Origin of the sequence: Vibrio tapetis subsp. tapetis, from assembly GCF_900233005.1 — a bacterium.
In the GTDB taxonomy this organism is placed as follows: domain Bacteria; phylum Pseudomonadota; class Gammaproteobacteria; order Enterobacterales; family Vibrionaceae; genus Vibrio; species Vibrio tapetis.
In genome coordinates this window covers 723,842-743,740 of sequence record NZ_LT960611.1, presented here as the reverse complement: position 1 = coordinate 743,740, position 19,899 = coordinate 723,842, and the positions used below count along the sequence as shown (strand labels likewise).

General features: G+C 43.7%; 12 protein-coding genes. 8 read left to right on the top strand and 4 right to left on the bottom strand.

All coding sequences use genetic code 11. The features are described 5' to 3' along the window. The first annotated feature begins 111 nt into the window (after positions 1–111). Both VTAP4600_RS03415 and VTAP4600_RS03410 read left to right on the top strand, forming a co-directional pair. Complete coding sequence (locus VTAP4600_RS03415) at positions 112–1,146, top strand: phosphate/phosphite/phosphonate ABC transporter substrate-binding protein (RefSeq protein WP_172443055.1); 1,035 nt, start codon at positions 112–114, stop codon at positions 1,144–1,146. Between the two features lie 22 nt (positions 1,147–1,168). Continuing rightward, on the top strand, positions 1,169–3,340 hold the full coding sequence (locus tag VTAP4600_RS03410; RefSeq protein ID WP_102521506.1) for an EAL domain-containing protein: 2,172 nt from the start codon (positions 1,169–1,171) through the stop codon (positions 3,338–3,340). 28 nt (positions 3,341–3,368) lie between these two features. Here VTAP4600_RS03410 and VTAP4600_RS03405 read toward each other — a convergent pair whose 3' ends face one another. The 3 genes from VTAP4600_RS03405 to VTAP4600_RS03395 form a co-directional block, all read right to left on the bottom strand. Continuing rightward, a complete protein-coding gene (locus tag VTAP4600_RS03405; RefSeq protein ID WP_102521505.1) occupies positions 3,369–5,057 on the bottom strand; it encodes an ATP-binding protein in 1,689 nt (562 codons plus the stop codon). Between the two features lie 3 nt (positions 5,058–5,060). Next, positions 5,061–5,603: a heme NO-binding domain-containing protein gene (locus VTAP4600_RS03400; protein WP_102521504.1), complete on the bottom strand. Its 543-nt coding sequence runs from the start codon at positions 5,601–5,603 to the stop codon at positions 5,061–5,063. Positions 5,604–5,694: 91 nt separating this feature from the next. Continuing rightward, a complete protein-coding gene (locus VTAP4600_RS03395) occupies positions 5,695–7,134 on the bottom strand; it encodes a protein adenylyltransferase SelO (protein WP_102521503.1) in 1,440 nt (479 codons plus the stop codon). Positions 7,135–7,328: 194 nt separating this feature from the next. Between VTAP4600_RS03395 and VTAP4600_RS03390 the strand changes: the two genes are divergently transcribed. After that, positions 7,329–7,649 (top strand): YciI family protein, encoded by a 321-nt coding sequence (locus VTAP4600_RS03390; RefSeq protein ID WP_102521502.1) that lies wholly within the window; start codon positions 7,329–7,331, stop codon positions 7,647–7,649. An 88-nt stretch (positions 7,650–7,737) separates the two neighbouring features. On the opposite strand, the gene VTAP4600_RS03385 is transcribed toward VTAP4600_RS03390, so the two are convergent. Continuing rightward, on the bottom strand, positions 7,738–8,538 hold the full coding sequence (locus tag VTAP4600_RS03385; protein WP_102521501.1) for a TetR/AcrR family transcriptional regulator: 801 nt from the start codon (positions 8,536–8,538) through the stop codon (positions 7,738–7,740). A gap of 156 nt (positions 8,539–8,694) precedes the next feature. On the opposite strand from VTAP4600_RS03385, the gene VTAP4600_RS03380 reads away from it, so the two are divergent. The 5 genes from VTAP4600_RS03380 to VTAP4600_RS03360 all read left to right on the top strand — a co-directional run bounded on the left by VTAP4600_RS03380 (position 8,695) and on the right by VTAP4600_RS03360 (position 19,796). After that, positions 8,695–9,771 carry an efflux RND transporter periplasmic adaptor subunit gene (locus VTAP4600_RS03380; protein WP_102521500.1) on the top strand — a complete coding sequence of 359 codons (1,077 nt, stop codon included), beginning with the start codon at positions 8,695–8,697 and terminating at the stop codon, positions 9,769–9,771. After that, the gene (locus VTAP4600_RS03375; RefSeq protein WP_102521499.1) at positions 9,771–10,832 is read left to right on the top strand and encodes an efflux RND transporter periplasmic adaptor subunit; all 1,062 of its coding nucleotides are present in this window, start codon (positions 9,771–9,773) and stop codon (positions 10,830–10,832) included. The genes VTAP4600_RS03380 and VTAP4600_RS03375 overlap by 1 nt, the downstream gene beginning before the upstream one ends. Further along, positions 10,832–13,888, top strand: a complete 3,057-nt coding sequence (locus VTAP4600_RS03370) for an efflux RND transporter permease subunit (RefSeq protein ID WP_102521498.1) — start codon at positions 10,832–10,834, stop codon at positions 13,886–13,888. The genes VTAP4600_RS03375 and VTAP4600_RS03370 overlap by 1 nt, the downstream gene beginning before the upstream one ends. A 408-nt stretch (positions 13,889–14,296) precedes the next feature. Further along, the gene (pulA, locus tag VTAP4600_RS03365) at positions 14,297–18,337 is read left to right on the top strand and encodes a pullulanase-type alpha-1,6-glucosidase (RefSeq protein WP_102521497.1); all 4,041 of its coding nucleotides are present in this window, start codon (positions 14,297–14,299) and stop codon (positions 18,335–18,337) included. A 337-nt stretch (positions 18,338–18,674) separates the two neighbouring features. After that, positions 18,675–19,796 carry a GGDEF domain-containing protein gene (locus VTAP4600_RS03360; protein WP_102521496.1) on the top strand — a complete coding sequence of 374 codons (1,122 nt, stop codon included), beginning with the start codon at positions 18,675–18,677 and terminating at the stop codon, positions 19,794–19,796. Positions 19,797–19,899 lie beyond the last annotated feature (103 nt).

Genomic DNA, 19,899 nt, shown 5'->3' with positions numbered 1-19,899 from the left:
CAAAGAATTAAAAACGCTAATGCCTGAAAAAGAGACTAACTTGTCATATTTGCTATTCTTAATTTAGCAATCCGGTATTTAATGGCTGGTGTATTTATTAGGGAATGCATAATGTTTGGTTTGTTTTCTTATTCGCCTCATCGTTATCTCTTTATTTTGCTTTTCTTGTTGGGAGCCTGCGCGAGTGTCGTGCCAAGTATCGTGTTAGCACAATCGCCAAGCCGAACGGCTAGTGGTGAGTTAGTGGGCAGTGATACAGCCGAAAATCATAAAGTAAAACCTTCGATGAGCCCTAAGAAGTTAGTGCTGGGCGTGATCAGTTCTAACCCCAAAAACGCGGTAAAAAGAAGCATGCCAATGGCGCGTTATTTGGCGAGTAATTTGTCTCACCATGGCATAGAAAAAGGCCATGTTGTCGTGGCTAAGGATCACCTCCAGATGTCGCGCTGGCTAGTACAAGGCCGGGTTGATATTGTTTCAGAGAGTGTTTTCTCGGCTCAAGCTTTGGTTCGTCGTTCTGAAGGTGAGTTAATCGCTCGAAGGTGGAAAAGTGGAGTCGCAGAATATTCTTCCGTATTTTTTACGTTAAAGGACAACAGTATTCATTCCTTTGATGACTTAGTGGGCAAAACCGTAGTTTTTGAAGACAGAGAATCAACCAGTGCGTTTTATATTCCTGCGGCGGTGTTGATTGAGCAAGGCTACTCTTTGTTTGAATTAACCTCACCAAGAGAAACGCCACCGCCAGGGACAATCGGTTATCTCTTCGCTGACGAACTGACGACATCTGGTGGTGAAATCAACATGTATACATGGGTATATAATGGCATTGTTGCTGCAGCTGCCTTCAGTGATGTTGATTGGGAAAATGAAATACCCGAGTTACTCAGAGATAAAATGAAGATTTTTTATCGCAGTAAACCCGTACCTCGAACCCTCGATTTGGTGAGACCCAATATGGACGTTAGGTTAAAAGAAGATATTAAAGCCGTGTTGTTTTCGGCTCACTTGTCTGAGGAAGGACAGAAGGCTTTGCGTAAGTATAAAAAGACTAAGAAATTCGACGCTATCGATGAACAAACGCTGTCTGGGATTGAATGGGTAGAGAAGCTAAAGCCGTTGGTCGACAAATCTCTGATGCTATAACAATTGCTTGAAATGAGAGTCAATGAAATTACAAAGTAGAATTACCATATCGAATACTGTCATGGTCGTCGTCACTGTGATCACGTTTTCTATTATTCAATTGCTAGGCTTTCATTTTACGTCTAATCAAATGTTGGAGCAAACATCGACTAAAGTATCTCAGAGTTTGTTATCACAATTAGAGCAGCGCGCGGAGTATACCGGCAATTATCTATCGGAAGCGTTAACTAACCCAATTTACAAGTTTGATATGGAAGGCGTTCACGAGTTACTAGAACCAGCGTTGAACAGTAGCGAAGTTTTGGCAATTGTAGTTTTTGATACTGAAGGAAACATTTTTCATACCGGTCAACGTATTGATGCGAGTTATGGCATTGAGTTTGACATGCCAAAGGTGAAAGAAGCCGTGTTAGAACTGGGGATTGAGTACAAGCGAGTCGTGGATAACGAATTACGCTATGCTCGGCCTTTATACATTGGTGATGAATTACTGGCAGGGCTGTTTTTGAAGCTATCAGTAGAAGGTATTGAACACGATATCGCACAAACGCGTTCAATTATTCAGAATATCAACGATAAAGCGAGTCAAACGGGGACGTTAGGCTCTGCGTTATTGGCCTTTGTGTTTTGTGTGATCAGCATTGTGGTGTCTTATTTGATCACTCGTACTATTATTTCTCCGGTCACATTACTGGTTGAACATGCGCGTCGAATCACTCAAGGTGACTATCAGCAAGATAATACAATTAATCGAAATGATGAAGTAGGCGAGTTGGCTAATACGTTCAATGAAATGAGCGAAAGCCTGAAACAAAGAACGGAATCGATTGAATTTTTGGCCTACCACGATCACCTTACAGAGCTACCCAACAGAACGCTTTTCATTAAACGGGTTTCTGAATTGCTAGAAGAGAAAGGCGCAGCCCAACAACAATCATTAGCCATATTGTTTATTGATCTTGATGAATTCAAGGGAGTGAATGATAACTTTGGCCATCACGCTGGAGATCGGCTGTTGTGCGAGGTTGCTAGCCGACTAGAATCACAAATTGCGTCATATCAACACAGTATCGAACGTACCTCATTGACTAACCCTCTTATCTTCGATGGTATTGTTTCTCGTATCGGCGGTGATGAATTTTTACTTTGTTTGCCTTACTCAGGAGACATACAGCTGTTATTTGAGTTTTCAAATTCATTACTAGCCTCCCTTTGCTCGCCAATTTCTGTTGGGGTAAAAAAGGAGCCAGTCGTGATCAGTGGAAGCATTGGTATTGCCACCTATCCCAATGACGGAATAGACGCCGAAGAGTTGATTAAACATGCTGATATCGCAATGTATCAGGCTAAAGCGCTAGGAAAAAGTACGTATAGCCACTTTACCGATGAGATGCGTAAGCAAGTGCGACATAAGGCCTGGATTGAACGAAAACTACGAGTTGCGATGTTAGATATGACTCAGTTTGAAGTTTGGTATCAGCCGTTTTTTGATATTGGTACTCGTGAGTTATTGGGTGCAGAAGCACTTGTTCGTTGGAATATGCCGAACAAAGGGATATTAAGTTCCGATGAGTTCATTCCGATCGCTGAAGCCACGGGATTGATCGTGCCAATTGGTGAATGGGTTACAGAACAGGTTTGTGCTCAATTGGTGGCTTGGGAAAGTAAGCTCAACAGTTCTTTCTATATTTCGGTCAATCTGTCCGCTAAGCAATTGTACAGGCAACAAATTGTTGATGTTTTTCGTAATCAAATGCAGATGAAGAATATCCGGCCTCATCGTATCCATGCAGAAGTGACCGAGAGCCTACTCATGCAAAATGAGGACGAATCTTTGCATACACTAATATCATTGCGAGATTTAGGAATCCAGGTTTGGCTAGATGATTTTGGTACGGGTTATTCGTCACTAGGCTATTTACGCAAATTTCAGGTCGATGGGGTGAAAATTGACCGAAGCTTTGTGGCAGATATTGAGACTGACAGTAATGATCGCGCCTTATGTTCGACGATAATTTCGATGGCTCGGGATCTCAATTTGGCTGTGGTGGCTGAGGGCATTGAAAAAGAAGCTCAAGCCCAATTCTTACAGGAGAAGGGTTGTCGAATTGGCCAAGGAGAATTGCTTTCTGCGCCTTTAGAAGCCAAACAGTTTGAGCAAATGTTTTGGCCGTTAATTCGCGTTAAAGAGTAGGGGGGGTTACAGGCTCAAGTGGCTATTTCTATTTACTCCACTTTTGAATCATTTCAATTAATTGAACACCACGGTAAGGTTTGGTCAAAATATCGTTCATACCGGAATTCATGCACAACTCTCTCTCACTGGAGGTTGTCCCTGCTGTAAGGGCTATGATAGGAGCGGTAAACCCGGATTGTCGTAGTCTTCTTGTCGCTTCCAGTCCATCCATCACGGGCATTCGATAATCCATGAAGATGAGATCATAGTCTTTGCCACAAGCCGCTTCGATCGCCTCCAAGCCATTATTGGCAAGATCTGGCTTGATATTAAATTTAGACATCATTTGCTCAATGACTATTTGGTTCATTCTTATGTCTTCAACGACCAGAATCGAGAGAGAAGTTACTGTCGAATTACGCAACGATGGATCGACTTCGTTGGTAATGACCGGCGGTTTCTCTGCGATAGTCAACGGCAGTGTAATTTCAACGGTAGAACCTACGCCTAAAGTACTGCTTAGTTTGATCGTTCCGTTCATCAAGGCCACTAATTGCCCACAAATGGCGAGGCCAAGACCTGTGCCTTCAAATTGCCGCTTGCTGCTAAGATCTGCTTGTATAAATGGTTGGAAGAGGTTGTTCTGCGCCTTTTCTGAAATACCAATACCGGTATCTTTAACGGTGAGAAATAGGTTCGGCTCATTCCAGTTGGCTTCAACGATAACGGAGCCTGATTCGGTAAATTTAATTGAATTTCCAATCACATTGACTAAGACCTGCGTAATTCGCTCTAAGTCAGCGTGAAAATATTCTGGGATCGCGTTGGTGGCGGTAATCGAAAACGCGATTGATTTCTCTTGAGCTTTAGTAGAAAAGATACTGTTCAACGTGTCGTGGAGCTCTGATGATGAAAATATGCGGGGGATCAGTTCAAACATACCGGCGTTGATTTTACTAAAATCAAGTAGGTCATTAATGATCGTTCTTAAGAACTCTCCAGATTGCTCAATGTTCTTAACCAGATCTTGTTGAGGCTCGTTAAGCTGAGCATCATGCAGTAATTCGGCGCTCCCTAATAAACCGTTAAGGGGGGTTCTTAGTTCATGATTGATCATGGCAAGAAAGTCTCGAGTTGATCGTTCAGACGCTTCAGCTCGTTTCCTTGATTGTATATTTTTGAGTATCGCGATTTGATGGCTAACCGCATTAAGAAGTAATTCGGCAACTAATGTCATTGAGTTTTGAATTGTGTCTTCAAAGCCATCGTAATCTCGAACTCTAACCGATAAAGTGCCAATTAAATTATTGTTTAATTTCAATGGGATATGCAGTAGGTTTTCGTGCCAGCAAAGCTCGTTGCATTCTACAAAATCAATGTTGAAATTACCAAAACAATAGAGGATCAATTGCAAATTGCAGCCCTTATTGAGAGTGAGTCTGCTTGATTCAACGACCGAATTGTCACATAACCTCTGTGTGAAATTCGCAAGCACCACTTCGTCGAGATCCTTCACTAAAAAGGTTCGACCAAAATCTATCAAAATGGCATCGATTTTACTTTGAAAATCTAGCTTCTTTAAGTTGTTATCTGAGGACTTCTCGAGCGCTCTGAGCGCATCCTGAAGCTGTTGGTTCGTTGAAAATAGCTCAAGGCTCTTTGCTTCGAGTAGATGTTCAGCTTGTTTTCTGGCTGCAATTTCTCGTTTGAGTTTGCGATCAAGCGGAGAGTCCATAGTCTACTTCTTCATCGCCAAATGAAAGCGGACGCAACTGCCACTTTCATTTTGCGGTTCTGAGGTAACATCCAGTTCTTCGTTAAAATGTTCGGCACAGCCATGTATCAAACCTAAACATACGTGAGACATACAACGAGCACTGTGATAATCGACTGTCATTGTAGTGTCGGATTCGTTGATAAAAACAAAACTTGGCGGTTTCGCTTCAGGGTAGAGCTTTTTAACTTCAACGTGAATGTATTCTTCAACGTGGCGAATAAATTGAAAGGTATTTGCACTTTGGATGAGGCTAACATCGGCTGGCAAGCTTGCAAGCAAGTTTTTGAATACGGATTGACCAAAAACTTGCTGTAGATCTTCTGGCGGAATATCGGTTTGTTTACTCAGTTGGACAATGAGTTTCACTAGGTTTTTGTGGTCATAACTTCCTACGGATGTATAAATACCTTCATCTTCAGCAAGCGTAAGTACGGTGTCTAGAGTCTCTAGGCCAAATTGAGCCTCAACCAGTTCGAGGAACTCAGTGAATATAATTCCTTTCATGATGATCCTTATCTGTGTGTCGTACTTTTAGTATTGTTTAAATCATAATAAATTCAAGGGTATTAGAAAGAAAACCTAGTGTTCTACGAGATTATGTACCACAAAATGTTTGGTAATATTTATCGTTATCATCCCCGGCGTCTTGATAGTGTTTGGTCTCAGAATTCTCGTGGTAGGGTGACGTCAACACCTTCAATATGGCGATCGCAGATTCGGGTTTACCAGTCAACTCACACTGACTAATTACAGATTCTATATGATGATTCCTTGGAATGACCAGAGGGTTAGATTTTCGCATGATTTCTCTGGTGTCAGCTTGGGGTTGCGTGGTTACGAGCGATAGCCATTCGTCATATACGTCACCTAAGGCTTTGATGTTCTCAGTGTTAAGCGCTTCCATTGGTACTGGAGCCAAACTTTGCGTTAACTCGGCAAACGTCTGAGTATAATCTAGCTCTAGTTCTTGCATCCTGGTTAAGAGTTTATCGACAAATTCACGTTTTGGTTGAGCAATTAAGCCGAGCTTGTCATACATCATTTGGTAGTAAGCGACTTTAAGTTGCTCGGCAAAACCATTGATATAGGGTTCCAGCATTGATACGGCTTTATCTGCATCATCATCGACAAGAGTAATTAGGCTCTCTGCTAAGCGAGCCATGTTCCATTGCATGATCCAAGGCTGATTGCCAAAGCTGTACCGTCCGTCTCTGTCTATGGAGCTAAACACCGTTAATGGGTGATATTTTCCCATCATCGCACAGGGACCGTAGTCGATGGTTTCGCCTGAAATAGTCGTATTGTCAGTATTCATCACGCCATGAATAAAGCCGACACGCATCCACTCTACAACGGTTTTGATTTGGGCTTTGATCACGCAGTCTAAAAACGCCAGCGCCTTTTGTTCGTGTTGGCTGAGCTGTGGGTAGTGCCTCTCAATCGCAAATTCGAGTAGTTGTTCAAGCTTGTGTTTATCATCCAGTGCGGCGATGTACTGAAAAGTTCCTACGCGTAAGTGGCTAGATGCAACCCGTGTGACCACGGCGCCGTTCTCAGATGATTGCCTCCATACCTTCTCACCTGTTGTGACAACGGCAAGCGCTTTGGTTGTTGGAACACCGAGGGAATGCATAGCTTGGCTCATTATAAACTCACGAACAGCGGGTCCAAGTGCACATCGTCCATCGCCTCTCCGTGAATATCGAGTTGGTCCTGAACCTTTTAGCTGTATTTCTTGAATTTTTCCCGAGAGGTTCTTGGTATCACCAAGTAAATGAGCACGGCCATCTCCCAATTGTGGGTTATAGCTACCAAATTGGTGACCAGCGTAGGCTTGCGCTATCGGCTGACTTCCTTCCAATCGCTCATTTCCAGAAAAGTAATGGCTGGCACGGTTTTTTATCTGTTCTGAAACAGACAATTCGGATGCTAACGCTTCATTCCACAAAAACAGATCAGGGGAAGTAACCGGCGTAGGCTCGATTTCTTGATAAAAATGTTCACCGAGTGTTAGGTAAGTATTGGTGAGTTTCACTGGATTTCCTTTGAGCTGACGCTGTTAAATTGTTGTTAATTGAACACACAATGCCAATAATTACAATTAACAACCGCTGACATACGTTGATTTAGACGGTAAGTGAGGGTTTTTGATTTGCTTTAAGCATTAATTTAATACGTTGCTACGCTTAAGAAAGATCGAATTGATAGCAAGCCCAACAGGATAATTCAATGGCACAGTATCTGATTGTATACTTTGGTGGCAATCCACCAGCAACACCTGAAGAAGGGAAAATCCATATGGCCGCTTACAAGCAATGGATGGCCTCTATTGGTGATGGATTAGTTAGCCCGGCTAATCCGATAAAAAACTCACATACGATAGAACCCGGCGGAAATAGTAATATTGGTAGTGCGACGTCTATGTCCGGCTATACCATCATAGAGTCAGAATCGATAGAAAATGCACTGAAGATCGCGAAAAAGTGCCCGTTCTTAGGCATTGGCGGTACGTTAGAGGTGTCAGAACTTGCGGAGATGCCGAACTTTTAATTGGAGCGTAATTTAGAATATAGAAACCACCTATCGTATCGACAGGTGGTTCATCTTCGGCTGGTAGTGCCGCTATTTGATAACGCCACTATTGTGTTTCTGCGTCCGCGCCATGCATACAGCCAAAAACTCGATTTAGTTGATTGAGTTGCTGTTCAAATGCGCAATCGCCACCTTGCTCTTGTGTAAAGCACGGCACATCGTATACCAAGTCATCGACAGTGACGGTTGTTAATCGGTTCTCTTGCTCAATATGGAGAACAGACGCAACATGTCTTTCAAACATTTGCCACTGACGAGCCAAACATTCCACGTCGTTGAGTGACTCATCTACCCACGTTTGACGCATAAAGGGCGTTAAGCTCGCTGCACTATGCGCGACCATGATCATCTGCCATTTTAGCTCGGCTACGTTTACTGGGGTCTCAGGAAACAAAGTGTTGTATTCCTCAGCAATAGCGAATACTTGCGACTCAAGCTCACCAACGTTATCAATAAAATAATCAAATAACGCGTCTTCTTGCCTAACCGCGTCAGCGATTAGCTGAATTGGTTGAGGGTAAGTCAGCATAAATGCCAATAAACGTGAAACAAGCGTGTACAGTTTCACATTTGCTTGAGTATCGGGTGGTAACTTCTCGAGTATATGCGCGATGTATCTTTGCATGTAGTCATGCAAGCCATCACTGATCGCGTGCCAAATTTTTTCTTTACTGCCGAAATGATGGCGGATCAAGCTATGAGACACGCCGGCCTTTTCACTAATACTACGTAAGGAAACCCGCTCGTAACCTTGCTCGCAAAACATTTGGGTTGCGAACAAAAGGATATGTTGTTTGGTTTCTTCTGCTTGTTGGGCGCTACGGCGACCTTGTTTACGTTCAACCATGCTAACTCTTCTTATATTGCTCGGGGACATTTTTACCAGATTTGGCTCAGTTAGTCATTTAATTATATTGCACGCGTGGAAAATAACAATTGATCTCTGTCTAATTGTGAATATACTGCACATGTGTGTAGTATATAAATCGTGATGGAGAAAACGATGATAACGTCCAAATATCACTTAACTAAACTGACGACGGTCGCTGCAATTGCTGCATTGAGTATTTCGTTAAGTGGCTGTAACAACGCCAATTCTGAAATAATCGATCCAGTCATTACGCCCGTAAAGTTAGTTACTGTTCCTCAATTAGGGCAGCAAACAGTCGACAGTTTCTTGGCGAAGGTAGATGCAACCGATCGTGCCCAGTTGTCTTTTCAGGTTGGTGGGGTGATTGAGTCTGCGACCGTTCGAATGGGTGAACAGGTAGTGAAAGGTCAGCTAATTGCTCAGCTTGATCCAACCGATTACCAATTAGCGGTAGACGCCAAGCAGGCTCAATTTGATTTGGCCATAACTCAATACCAAAGAGCCAAGCAGTTATTTGATAAAAAGTTAATTAGTGCCGATAACTACGACCAAAATGAAACTCGCTTTAAGGCGACGTTCGCGAGCTTAGAGCAAGCCAAAACCGATTTGGCGCATACAGCGCTAGTAGCTCCTTTTGATGGCATGGTTTCTTATACGTTCGCAAAGCAGTTTCAATTGGTTGGAGCAAAACAGCCAGTGATCAATCTCATTAACATTGACCAAATGGATGTCGCTTTCACGCTTCCTGTTTCTTATGTAAAAAGTGTTGGTATTAGCGCGCTAAAACAAAAGCGAATGTGGATCACCATGGACAATCATTCACAACAGCGTATCGAAGCGAGCTTCAAACAAATATCCACTCAGCCTGATTTAGATACCAATAGTTACGAAGCATCGGTAACCATTCAAAGACCAAAAGCAATGAATTTATTAACGGGTATGTCTGGTCAAGTTCATATTCAATCTGCCATTCGCCACGATGCTTTTGCGCTACCAAACGCGGCTTGGTTATCTAAGGTCAACACAGAAGGTGAACTGTGGCGATTTAATCCAGAGAGCCAGCAAGTTAATCGCATCTCTGTGCAATTTGATAACAACAACGCAGTGGTCGGTGGCTTAGAAAAAGGCGATTTGATCGTCGTTGCTGGCGTCGAAAAACTGATTGAAGGACAAATAGTGAAAGCATGGCAAAAAGAAGGCGGCATCTAATGAAGTATGGATTACTAGCAGCTAGCCTGTCGGCGCTATTGTTAACTCAAGGGTGTACCACAGAAGACGTGAAACAGAGCGCAATGCCACTTTCAGTATCGACAGTGACGGTCAGTGCACCCATTGAAACTCAGCATCGTAGCTTCAAGGGGCAGGTGATGCCGGCAGAGCGTACACCTCTGTCTTTTCGAATTGAAGGTGAATTGGTCTCTCGTTTAGTCATAGAAGGACAACAAGTTAAAAGAGGCGATGTACTGGCGAAACTCGACGACAAGAAACTACGCCAGAAATTGTCCGATGCAAAAGCTCAATTTGCGCTTGCTAAAAAACAACTGAGCCGTGGTGAAGAAATGTTTGTTCGTCAAATGGTCTCGGATGCCGAGTTGGATGAATTGACCGCCAATATGAGGCTGGCGCAAGCGAACTTTCAGGCTGAACAACAAAAAATGAAATACAGTGTTTTAACGGCGCCATTCGATGGCGTTATATCGGCGTTGGATAAAGAACAGTTTGAGAGCGTCAACCCAGGTGAAACGGTTGTAAGCATGTATCAGAATGATCAAGTTTACGTTCAAATTCAGTTATCAGATACGGTTCTCGCCATGCTTAATCCGGATCGAAACCAAAGCAATTATAAGCCGATGGCATCGTTTTCAGGCTTAAGTGAAACCTACACGCTTACCTATTTAGAGCATACTAGCGAGCCGTCACCACAATCACAAACTTATGAAATGTGGTTGAGAATGCCACAAGTAACGCCGGCTATTTTACCTGGAACCAGTGTTAACGTTGAAGTTGATTTACTTGCAGCAGGCCTTAGGACTCAAACGGGTTATCAAGTGCCAATGCCTGTCCTCCAAGCCGGCGATGAAAACGGCCAGTTTTATGTGTGGAAATGGTCAGAAGGTGAAGTGCATAGAAAAGAAGTGAAGGTTGAGTTCATTAACAGTGAAGGGGCAATCATTGCCAACGGATCGGCTCAGGGTGATGTGCTTGTCAGTTCGAGTTTAAGAAAATTACGCGAAGGGCAATCAGTCGTGAAAGCAGAAGGTAACCACTAATGAACATTGCGCAATACTCAATGAAAAACAAGGTCATTAGTTGGCTATTTATCGTTATCCTCGCGATAGGCGGTGTGAGTGCTTTTAACGACCTCGGGCGTTTAGAAGACCCTGCATTTACCATTAAAGATGCGATGATCATATCGACTTACCCTGGCGCAACATCAACGGAAGTCGAAGAGGAACTCACTTATCCATTAGAAAAGGAAATTCGGAAGCTCCCTTACATTAAGCAAATAACCTCTACGTCATCTGCGGGTATGTCGCAGATCATGGTTAGCATGGAAATGGATTATGGCCCAGATGAACTCCCGCAAATATGGGATGAAATGCGCCGTAAGATCAATGATCTTCGACCTTCATTGCCTCAGGAAGTGAATTCACTTCAAATCATTGACGATTTCGGCGATGTATACGGCGTTATGCTGATGTTAACTGGTGATGGTTACGATTATGTCGAACTAAAGCGTTACGCCGATTACTTATCTCGTGAAATTGAATTGGTCGATGGTGTGGGCAAAGTAGCTATTTCTGGTGATCAGCAAGAGATGCTGTTCGTAGAAATATCACTGGATCGAATGAGTGCGCTTAACCTTGATATTAATAACATTGTTGGGTTACTTAACCAACAAAACAGCGTGGTTGCCTCCGGCGAAGTCATGCTCAACGGTGAAAGCTTAACCATCAGGCCAAGCGGAAGTTTGTCGAGTGTTGAAGAATTAGAGAATTCGATCATTCATGGTCGAGACACAGGTAACCTAATTCGATTAAAAGATGTGGCGAACCTTTCACGCGGTGTGCAAGAAAAACCAACGAATATCATTACCTACAACGGCAAACCGGCTATTAACCTTGCCATTTCTTTTGGTGCGGGCGTGAACGTTGTCGAAGTTGGCAAAGCAGTCGATACGAAGCTGGCGAGCTTAGAGAATATTAAACCCGCTGGTGTAAACATTGACCATTTCTACAACCAGGCACAAGAAGTCGATAACTCGGTACAAGACTTTGTGGTAAGCCTAGGTCAAGCGGTTGCGATAGTGATCATCGTATTACTGTTTGCTATGGGTCTTCGAAGTGGCTTGATCATCGGTTCCGTCTTGTTACTGACCGTACTGGGTACCTTCATATTAATGCAACTCAATGAAATTGAACTTCACCGGATCTCGTTAGGCGCTCTGATCATTGCGCTTGGTATGCTGGTGGATAATGCAATTGTGGTTGTGGAAGGCATACTGGTTGGCCTAAAGAAAGGGCGAACGAAAGTTCAAGCCGCAACAGACATCGTAAAACAAACGCAATGGCCGTTGTTAGGCGCGACGATTATTGCCATTACCGCGTTCGCACCGATTGGATTGTCGCAAGATGCTACCGGTGAGTTCATGGGCTCCTTGTTCTGGGTATTGTGCTTCTCATTGTTTTTAAGTTGGATCACAGCACTCACCATTACTCCATTTTTAGCCGGGCTATTACTTAAAGAGCAACCAAGTGCCGAGGGTGAAGAACAAGCCGATCCCTATAAAGGCGCACTATTCACGATATTTGGCGGCTTGTTAAAACAAGCATTGCGCTTTCGCTGGGTAACCGTTGTGAGTATGGTCGTTTTGCTCGCCGGTGCGGTGATGGCTTTTGGTATGGTAAAACAACAGTTTTTCCCACCATCAAATACACCAATGTTCTACGTTGATATGTGGATGCCAGAAGGTAGCGACATACGCCAAACGCAAAAACAAGCGCAGAGTGTTGAAAAATTCATCCGAGAACAAGAGCATGTTGAGTTTGTAACAACGTCAACGGGTCAAGGTTTGCAGCGTTTTGCGCTTACCTACCAGCCAGAGAAAAGTTACGAAGCCTATACGCAGCTTCAAGTTCGCTCGACCGATCGTGAAAACATGTTTGTTTTGTTGAATCAGTTAAACGATACGTTAAGTGACCGATTTAGCAAACCGACGTTCCAGTTTAAATTGATGGAGTTCGGGCCGTCACCAGCATCCAAAATTGAAGCCAGAATCACGGGTCCAGATCCTCAAATATTGCGTGATATAGCGGTACAAGTTGAAGACATTCTATTGCTTGACGATGGAGCAAGAAACGTAAGGCACAATTGGCGTGAACGCACAAAAGAGCTAGTGCCAATCTTCAATGAATCGAAAGCTAGGCGTTTAGGTATCTCCAAAGCGGATCTTTCCAACACTCTGCAAAATGCGTTTGGTGGTAGCGTAATTGGGTTGTTAAGGGACGGGACTCACCGTTTGCCGATCATGAGCCGTTTGCCAGAAGAAGAACGTGTCGACTTTGAATCATTGCAGAACGTAAAAATCTGGAGCCCAACTCAACAAGGTTATGTGCCGGTCGAACAAGTGATTGACGGGGTTGAATTGGCGTGGTCAGAGCCGTTGATTCAACGAAGAGACAGAAAGCGCACCCTAACCGTATTGGCCGATCATGACGTGCTCAGCCAAGACACAGCAGCAAGTTTGTTTAGCCGAGTACAGCCAAGCATTGAAGCGTTGCCACTACCGGAAGGTTATAGCATCAGTTGGGGGGGGGAATACGAGTCATCTAAAGACGCACAAGATTCATTGTTTAGCTCATTGCCAATGGGTTACTTACTGATGTTTATCATTACGATTTTCTTGTTCAACTCGTTCAAGAAACCATTGGTGATTTGGTTTACGGTTCCGCTATCGATTATTGGTGTTTCTATCGGCCTATTAGCTGGTGGCATGCCGTTCAGTTTTACCGCTTTCTTAGGGTTACTGAGCTTAAGTGGCATGATTTTGAAAAACGGTATTGTTCTACTCGATCAAATCAACATCGAACTAGAATCAGGTAAAGATCCGTATTTAGCGATTGTAGATAGTGCCATTAGCCGTGTACGCCCGGTGAGTTTGGCAGCGTTGACAACCATATTGGGCATGATCCCACTTGTGTTTGATGCCTTCTTTGGCTCTATGGCGGTAACCATCATGGCCGGGCTTGGTTTTGCGACCGTATTGACGTTGATTGTCGTTCCTGTGATGTTTGCGATTTTGTTTAAAATTCATCCCAAGACGTAAATGCGAGTTTAAATAACACGTCCAAAATGGCGCTTTCAATTAATTTGAAGCGCCGTTTTTTTTGAGCTGTTGGAATGAACGGTGGGCTCATTAATGAGAGTCCATGTCCCCATGTTGCGCCAATTGAAAGGCAGATCTCATTTTGGGTGATCGCTAAATTTACGACCGCTCTCTTTTTGTAGGCGTAGTGCTTATGCAACCAATGTTATCAGCGAGTAAATGAGATGTGTATCAAATAAAGCAGGCATACAAAGGGTGATTTTAGTTACGAAACTTATTTTGTAGCGAGAAATGAAACAAAAAATTCAACTCCGTCACGGTTTGTAGAGCACGAAATTTTCTAACCTAGAGTGGCTTTTTTAGGCAGGAAGCGACCTTTTTATAAAAACTAACTGACGGACTAGAAACGTGAAGAAGAATAAATTTACCCTACGAAAATCCAAACTGTCGGTAGCATTGCTATCGATTCTTGCGGCCAGCGCGTTAACCGCATGTAATGACTCTAACGACGACACAACCGTTGTAAAACCATCTAACGATAAAGTCGATACTCCTCAAGCGGGCATCGATTTGTCGCCGCAAGTAAACTTACCAGCTTCTACGCCAGCCCCTTCAAATAAACAAATTGCAGTCAGCTATCTAGTATCGCCTGCCAATGGTGCGGTACAAGCGATGGCGGCGAGCACATCCTCAGAAGATTATTCAAAATGGACATTAAAGTGCGGTGACGGAGAACCTATTTCCCCATCGCATTCCGATAGTTTCGGTCCGTCATGGCTAATCAGTAGCACAACCGTTGGTCAGTGTAAGTTTATCGATGCATCGGGAACTGAAAAGGCTGAAGAAGTAACTTTAGCTGCGACAGACGCGGGTAAACAAATTGGCCTAGTTGATGGTAAACCTGTCACCGCGACAGGTGAACGTTCAACACTTCTTCTCGAAGGTTATGGTCTTGATCAGACTAACACCGACGTAAAACTTCCGGTAGTGAAAGCCCCTGGTGATCTGGCGAAGCCGGGTAAAGGTCAAGTGGCTTTACAACTCTATGATCCAATGGGCGATTACGCACCTTACGATAAAATGAACCTTCATATTTGGAATGATACCGCTTCTGAATGTACCGCAATGGATAGCTCCTACGCTAATGACGGTTGGGATGATGCTTCTGTGGTACCGAATGAAGTCGATGAATTTGGTCCAGTTTGGTATGTACCGGTAACGGATACCGACAAAGGATGTTTCAAAGTCATATTCCGTAACGCAACAAAAGACAAATTGATTGGCTCAGATCTCACCGTGAACATCGCGACGCTGGGAGACACAAAAACGGCGACCTATATGCCGGGTCGCACACAAAGTTACGCAAGCCGAGATAAAGCGTTTGAAATTGCTGGCCCTAGCGCTGAATTTTCAATTGATACCGTTGGTGCCATTCTAATTGATGCGAAGACATTGGTTTGGAAAGGTGGGGATAAATCTGATGTCCAAATTAAGTTCAATCATGATGGAAAATATTCCGTCAACGATGGGGTTATTTCAGGCTCAGCTATCAAATTAACGTCGACCACTTTAACCGATGAGCAAAAAGCGAAATTCCCACATCTTGCGGGTTACCCTGCGTTTGAGATCCCTGCATTAAACGCGAACGTCAGTTTAAACAAACTGCTAAAAGGCAGTATGGTCGCGATTTCATCTTCAGCAGTAGATGGCGCACAACAACTGCGCTCAGCGACTGCAATTCAATATGCGGGTGCGTTGGATGATTTATTTGCTGAAGAAGCCAAAGCTCTGGAATATGGTGCAGTATATGGCGATAACGGTGTTACGTTCCGCCTGTGGGCGCCAACCGCGTCAGACGTAGACTTGGTGATCTACGGCCAAGACAAACAAGAAATTACGCGTATCCAGATGATTGAAGACGCGAAAACAGGCAGCTGGAGCTTGACACAGGAATTGGATTCGGTTGATAAGAAATACTACCGTTACGCGATGAAAGTGTTCCAACCACGTGAGCAAAAAGGATATGGCTACGAAGTTACAGACCCTTATTCAGTGTCACTTTCTACTAACTCAATATTCAGCCAGGCGATTAATTTGTCTTCGGACGAGTTGAAACCGTCCGGTTGGGATGCGCTTCAATCGCCGCATTCGCAAAAAGATTCAGATCTTTCAGATATGGTGATCTACGAATCTCATGTACGTGATTTTTCATCATTGGATAACAGCACACAAAATAAAGGTAAATATCTCGCCTTTACAGAAAGTGGCACAACACCAACGGAGCATTTAAAGCAACTGAGTGAAGCGGGCATGACGCACCTTCATTTACTGCCGGTATTTGATATTGCGACGATCAACGAAGATCCGAGTAAAGTTGCGGATATCAATGAACCATTCAGCAAGCTGTGTACCGTTAACCCAGCAACCAAATCTTCTGACTTTGCTAAGTACTGCGATAGCGGTTCAACCATCGCAGAAGTATTTGAAGAGATTAAAGCAAGTGACTCCAAAGAGACGCCGAAAGTCCAAGATTTAAATGAATTGGTTCGTGGCGTTGATAGCTATAACTGGGGTTATGATCCACTACATTACACGGTGCCTGAAGGTTCTTACGCATCTAATGCTGAAGGTTCATCGCGTATTCTTGAGTTTCGCCAGATGGTGCAATCGGTGAAGCAAGACATCAAGATGAACGTAGTGATGGACGTTGTGTATAACCATACCAATGACGCAGGTCTCGGCGAGAAATCGGTACTCGATAAAATTGTACCTTTGTATTACCAAAGGTTAGTGCCAGATACTGGCGCGGTAACCAACTCGACTTGTTGCTCAAATACGGCCCCGGAACATGAAATGTTTGCCAAAATGATCGATGATTCGATCAAAACATGGACCAAAGAATACAAAATTGATGCGTTCCGTTGGGACTTAATGGGCCACCATCCACTGGCACAGATGAAAGGTACGTTGGAGGCTGCGAAAACGGTTAACCCTGAGGTGTACTTCTATGGCGAAGGATGGAACTTCGGTGAAGTACAAGACGACAAGCGTTTTGTGCAGGCAACGCAAAAACATTTAGGCGGCACGGGCATTGGTTCGTTCTCTGATCGTTTACGTGATGCAGTTCGCGGTGGTAGCCCGTTTGATGGCGGCGAAGGTCTTCGTAAAACTCAAGGCTTTGCTACGGGGGCTTATGTCTTACCCAATGAATTGGCAAAAGCGGATGCGGATGAGCTAAAACGTGCGTTACACCAAATTGATCTCACTCGGTTAGGCATGGCTGGTAACCTGAAAAGTTTTGAATTTATTGACAAAGACGGTAAGACTCAAAAGGGTTCAACGTTAGATTATAACGGCCAGAAAGCCGGTTATGCAGAGCAACCTTGGGAAGTGCAAAACTACGTTTCAAAGCACGATAACCAGACATTCTGGGATATCAATATGTATAAAGTGGCAAAAGACGTTTCTCCTGAAGTTCGAGTTAAAATGCAGTCCATCGGTATGGCAACGGTTTTACTGGGGCAGGCGATGCCTTTCAACCACATGGGTGGCGAGTTGTTGCGTTCTAAATCAATGCAGCGCGACTCGTACGATTATGGTGACTGGTACAACAAGGTTGATTTCACTCTCAACGATAACAACTGGAACAAAGGTCTACCAGCGAAAGAAAAAGATGCCGATAACTATGACGTTATCACCGACGTATTGGTTGCAAATGCACAGGCATCAGCAACCAATATTGAAACGGCATTTGCTCAGTATAAAGAACTACTGACGTTGCGTAAGTCTTCACCATTAATGACTCTGCCAACAGGTAAGGAAATCATCAGCCGTGTTGATTTCAAAAATACGGGGGCAACACAAACGCCTGGTTTGATTGTGATGACGATAGACAATGGTTCAACGCAAGCAACAGACCTAGATGCAAGTCTAGATGCGATTGTGGTTATGATTAATGCGACGCCAAGTGAACAAAGCTTTAGTAAGTTCTCGGCTGTGCTTGAAGGGTTTGAATTAAGCTCTGCTCATCGTTCATCGAGCTCTATTGCTGAAGGTGCGAGCTTTACCAATGGTACTTTTGTGGTGCCAGCTTGGGGAAGCGCTGTATTCGTGCAACCACGTAATGGCAACAGAGGTGAGGGAATTGCGGTCAGTAAAAAAGACGAAGTTCCACCGTTTGGCTATGAAACGAAAGTATACGTAGCAGGAAGCCTTAATGAGTGGAAGGTGGATGGAACTTTAGCGAGTTTTACGGGAAATGGGCGTTACTCTGTTGATGTAACAGTAGGCGCAAACACTGAGTATAAGTTTACTTTGGGCGATTGGGACAAAGCAAACTGGGGCTGTGGTTCTGAAAACTGTAAAATAGCCGTAGCGGGTAAATACCGTTTAACGCTAGATGCGTCAGTGGAAGGATCGCCTAAGGTCTTGGACGCAGTTAAAATGTAAACTGGGTTCTGAAAAACAAAAGCGCCGGCTCTGAGAGCTGGCGCTTTTTTTTGTTTTCTGTCACCAGAACGGCTATTGAAAACGGTGTAGCGAGTAAGACTGTAGCTTTGACTACACATTAATGATAGTCCAGTCAGTAGAAAACGCGAATATATACAGCGGATGTGATCATATTTTTTGCTAACGAGAGTCCAAACAAGTTAACCGATTGATATTTTATGACTTGATTAGGGGTCTACATCAACAAAGTGAGCTATAAATAACTTAAACTGGCAACTAAACCTAGTCTGCCAACTGACAAGCTTGCGGCACTCCTTCGTACGATCTGGAAAACTAAATGAAATCATTTTTGTGGGACAAAAACTTTGAGACTGGCCTAGACGATGTTGATGAACAACATCAATATTTGGTTGGTATTATTAATAAGTATGCAGAGTTGATTTCAGAAAATGGGTTAAAACCAGGCGATGTGAGAACCGCATTGGTTGAATTGTCCGACTACGCTGAATTTCATTTTGAACAAGAAGAAGCATTGATGGACAGTATCGGTGTTGATGAACGTCATGTTGGCTTTCATATTAAGCTACACCGTAACTTTATGGCTGATATTCGCTCTATGCAAGGACTGATTGATTTCGACGATAAAAATTCGTCAGAATTGCTGCTTGATTTTTTAATCCACTGGTTGGCTTATCATATTTTAGGCTGTGATCAGAACATGGCTCGGCAAGCTGAAGCCATTAAAAGTGGTCTGTTGCCGAGTGAAGCCTATGAAAATGAAGAGAGAGAAAGGGACAGCTCAACAGAACCTCTTTTGTTAGCATTAAATGGCTTATTTGAGCAGGTTTCTGCTCGGAATAAATTACTTCTTTCACTTAACGAATCATTGGAGAAGAAGGTTGCACAGCGAACACAAGAATTGTCGATGGCGAACCAACAGCTTGAAGCCCTTACTTTGACCGATTCACTGACTAAATTGCCAAACCGCCGCCATGCCATTCGAACCTTGCGTGAACTTTGGACTTCAGAGGATTGTTTAGTGTGCATCATGGTGGACGCCGATCATTTTAAAACCGTGAATGATACCCACGGGCATGATGCTGGAGATCTCGTATTATGCGAATTAGCTCGAACGCTCAAAGGTGCATTTAGAACCGACGATATTGTGTGCCGTCTAGGCGGTGATGAGTTTATAGTGATCTGTCCTGACACGGATTTGAGAGGTGGGTTGCATGTCGCGAATCTCATGCTTGATCAGGTCAATCGTCTGGTCGTAAAAAATGACCACACATTATGGGTCGGCAGTGTCAGTGTAGGGGTGGCCGAGAAAACCAATGAGACTTTGGATTTCAATGAATTAATCAAACTTGCTGATCAATCTGTTTATCAAGCAAAAACTAATGGAAAAAATCAAGTGCAGCATGTCCAGGCAGCACTGCCAATTGAAAAAAGTTGTTAGTATTGAATTATTAAATGGAATATCGGAGTGGCGACGGTCTGTAAAGCAAGAGTTAGCCGCTTCGTGCCCTCATATAAACCGCTAGTTCCGCTCCATTTTCGAC

Bases quoted from the DNA above. Each gene is read 5' to 3' on its own strand.
- VTAP4600_RS03415 (WP_172443055.1), top strand. From the start codon at position 112: ATGTTTGGTTTGTTTTCTTATTCGCCTCATCGTTATCTCTTTATTTTG.
- VTAP4600_RS03410 (WP_102521506.1), top strand. From the start codon at position 1,169: ATGAAATTACAAAGTAGAATTACCATATCGAATACTGTCATGGTCGTC.
- VTAP4600_RS03405 (WP_102521505.1), bottom strand. From the start codon at position 5,057: ATGGACTCTCCGCTTGATCGCAAACTCAAACGAGAAATTGCAGCCAGA.
- VTAP4600_RS03400 (WP_102521504.1), bottom strand. From the start codon at position 5,603: ATGAAAGGAATTATATTCACTGAGTTCCTCGAACTGGTTGAGGCTCAA.
- VTAP4600_RS03390 (WP_102521502.1), top strand. From the start codon at position 7,329: ATGGCACAGTATCTGATTGTATACTTTGGTGGCAATCCACCAGCAACA.
- VTAP4600_RS03385 (WP_102521501.1), bottom strand. From the start codon at position 8,538: ATGGTTGAACGTAAACAAGGTCGCCGTAGCGCCCAACAAGCAGAAGAA.
- VTAP4600_RS03380 (WP_102521500.1), top strand. From the start codon at position 8,695: ATGATAACGTCCAAATATCACTTAACTAAACTGACGACGGTCGCTGCA.
- VTAP4600_RS03375 (WP_102521499.1), top strand. From the start codon at position 9,771: ATGAAGTATGGATTACTAGCAGCTAGCCTGTCGGCGCTATTGTTAACT.
- VTAP4600_RS03370 (WP_102521498.1), top strand. From the start codon at position 10,832: ATGAACATTGCGCAATACTCAATGAAAAACAAGGTCATTAGTTGGCTA.
- VTAP4600_RS03360 (WP_102521496.1), top strand. From the start codon at position 18,675: ATGAAATCATTTTTGTGGGACAAAAACTTTGAGACTGGCCTAGACGAT.